At 64.1% G+C, this 546-nt stretch carries 1 protein-coding gene; it reads right to left on the bottom strand.

Annotated elements, in window-relative coordinates; genetic code table 11:
- A partial coding sequence (locus EN935_RS39585) for a relaxase/mobilization nuclease domain-containing protein (protein WP_164771909.1) occupies window positions 1–533 on the bottom strand: 533 nt, incomplete at its 3' end.
- Between the last annotated feature and the right edge of the window lie 13 nt (window positions 534–546).

Genomic DNA, 546 nt, shown 5'->3' with positions numbered 1-546 from the left:
GGCTTGTAGAATTTCAGGCGCTCACCGTCGGCTGACCGTGCCTGCACCATCGCGTGGATATGGACGTGCTTGGTGTCCTTGTGATGCGCCAGGACGAACTTGTATCCTGGCGCGCGATCCTCCATCACGGCGCGCGCCGCGGCCATGACGGCGTTGGCATCGGTGCCGGCTCTTGCCGAAAAAAGCAGGTGATAGGCATTGCGGCGCGCACGCCCCGAAAACTGCGGGCGCCATTGTTCATAGACCGAAGCCGCCGCCTTGGTGGAATTCTTCACCCCGGGTACAGGCTCGCCATTTGCGTGGCGGACTTGGTTGTGGGTGCGGATGAACTTCTGCAGGAAATATTTCGCCTTGGGTTCGCGGCTCACGGCCGCCGTTACCTCTGCCTTGGCGACCACCCCCGCCGCGCCCATGGCCTCGGACAACCGCGCCTCGATCTTGTCGAGCGCCTTGCTGCGCGAATTCCCCCGACCGCCGGCAAGCACCTTGGCGAGCGGCCCTGCCCGCTCATCGGTGTGCGCATAAACCTGCACCGTCTGTCCATCC

It is taken from the genome of Mesorhizobium sp. M7D.F.Ca.US.004.03.1.1 (assembly GCF_003998635.1).
Lineage (GTDB): Bacteria > Pseudomonadota > Alphaproteobacteria > Rhizobiales > Rhizobiaceae > Mesorhizobium > Mesorhizobium loti.
Note: the sequence above shows the minus strand (reverse complement) of the source record. Positions and strands in the feature narration are given on the sequence as shown.